Annotated in this window: 1 protein-coding gene; it reads left to right on the top strand. The window is 64.3% G+C overall.

The features are described from left to right. Positions 1 to 135: 135 nt before the first annotated feature. The gene (locus ABC138_RS17410) at positions 136 to 1,674 is read left to right on the top strand and encodes a hypothetical protein (RefSeq protein WP_345914453.1); all 1,539 of its coding nucleotides are present in this window, start codon (positions 136 to 138) and stop codon (positions 1,672 to 1,674) included. The last annotated feature ends 418 nt before the right edge of the window (positions 1,675 to 2,092 follow it).

The following is a 2,092-nucleotide window of genomic DNA, read 5'->3' as shown; positions in this document are numbered from 1 at the left end:
TTCAGGCCCCCGACGCGCCGATCAATCGTGAACGATCCGGGCTAGAGCGACGAGGCCGGCAAAGTTGGAGTAGCGCCTGACAACGAAAGGGAGGATTCGTGCATCACAAAGCGAGTAGGGCGACGAGGTATCCCGATGGACCGTGAACGACGTGAGCGCCGCCGGCCCCCCTTCGCGCGCAACTACACCACTTTCGCCAGTGAGATCCGTAGATACCCGCTGACCCCGCTGCTGCGCGAACTCTCCAGTCGCGCGTGGGAAGCCGCTAACCAGCGATTTTCGACGGACGAGTCCCTCGACGTCGTCCAGGAGTTCACCATCGCCGGGATCGCCCGAGTCGCGCTGCAGCACGGCACGGACGACCGCTCGTGGCCGCGCAGGACCCCCAGCCTCAAGGTCCTCTGCAGCGCCTACATTGACCTCCCCGAACCCGAAGTGGTTGACGGCAGTCTCGACGTGAGCGCGATTCTCGCCCGAATGGCCCACGAGCAATATCCGGCCCAGAGCATGGGGCCGGAGGCCTTCGGTCGCCTGCACGCCCTGACAGCGGACTACCTGCCTCAAGTGGCCAACGGGCCGACGCCGGCGGACTGGCAGAGCCACCTCGGCGTCACGCTTGTCGACTACTGGCGGATCGGTTGGATCATGCTCGCGGCCCTCGGGAGCAACAACGGCGCCATCGGGTGGGCGACCCTGAGCGCTCCCCACGTCGCGCAGCTCTTCTCCCCGCTTAGCGCGGATCAAGTGAGGTCCGTCATCACGCGGCGTTTCGCCCAGTCTGTCCCCGACGCCCAGGCAGAGGCCCGGGCCAATGTGTTCCAGCCATCTCCGAAGTGGTCCTACAGCCCCCTGGAGAGACGGCCTCTTCTCGACCTCGGGGAGGACCTGGCTGGTCCCGCGCCACACTTCCTGATGGGCCAACTCACCCCCACCGGCCTTTACTACCTCGGTCTCGACGTCTTCGGTAAGACCTTCGGCCAGGCACTCGGAGATGCCTTCGAGAAATACATCGGCGCACAGTTGGACCTTCTCACGCACGCGCAGGTCCACCGCGAGATCACCTACGGCAAAGACAGCAGGAAGAGCTGCGACTACATCGTCGTCACGGCAGAGTGCGTGATCCTCGTCGAGTGCAAAAGCGGACGACCCGACCTGGACGCGCGACAGGGGGACTCCTCAACCGCCATGAAGAAGATCGAGAAGGCCAGGGAGCAGCTCGAGACCACGGCCAATCTCATCCGCACTCGTCACCCGAACTTCGCCCATATCCCTCGCGATCGCCCCTTCATCGGGCTTGTCGTCACCCTTGAGCCCCACTACGTCATCGAGACTCTGTCTGAGGACCACCTGATCTCCGAGGTGCTCCCCATCGCCGACGCCACGTCCAACGACGTCGAACTCCTGACTGCCGCCCTGGCCAGGCGTTCAGACCTCGGCGAACGACTACGGGACAGGATCTTCGCGCGCCCACCCATGGCTCCACGACCACCACGCGTACAGGCAGCGATTGAGGACCTCTTGGAGACGGCACCACGTAATCCCATCGTCGGAGCCGGCTGGGATTCTCTCACTGACCTTCCCGGCATCCAGATCCTCGCGAACCAAGAGCTTGCCTCGAAGACCCTCAACGAGCCCGAACCGGCGGAAACACCAGAGGGGCCCAGCCTTTCCTGACCACCCGAACCCACTTGTTGACGAAGACTTGGGCCACGCCAGACGGCTTTGATAACTCGCCTGAGGTTGGCCCCGTTCGGTGGACATCCTCACGACCCGATCGATGCTTGGACTGAAGAGGCAGCTGACGGTTGGCCAGCCACTTCGACCCCAGGCCAGGTCCGCGACGCCCGGCCGCGGGTGCGTCAGGTTCCCCCGCATGCGGATGACCGTGCTGGATCCACACCGACCTTTCCGCGGAGGATCTGCTGGTCGGATCCAGCGGTGACCTCGTCGGCGTCATCGAGTTCGGCGCTGGGTTGGAGACCGGTCACCCAAGCTGCTCTATGCATGGAGCCTGTTCGACAAAGAAGCGCGAGACATGTTCCGCGTGGGTCAAGCCCCGGGTAGTGGTGTAGCGCCTGCGTGTTCCTTCTGG

The organism is Janibacter sp. LM, assembly GCF_039631275.1.
Classification (GTDB): domain Bacteria; phylum Actinomycetota; class Actinomycetes; order Actinomycetales; family Dermatophilaceae; genus Janibacter; species Janibacter terrae.
Note: the sequence above shows the minus strand (reverse complement) of the source record. Positions and strands in the feature narration are given on the sequence as shown.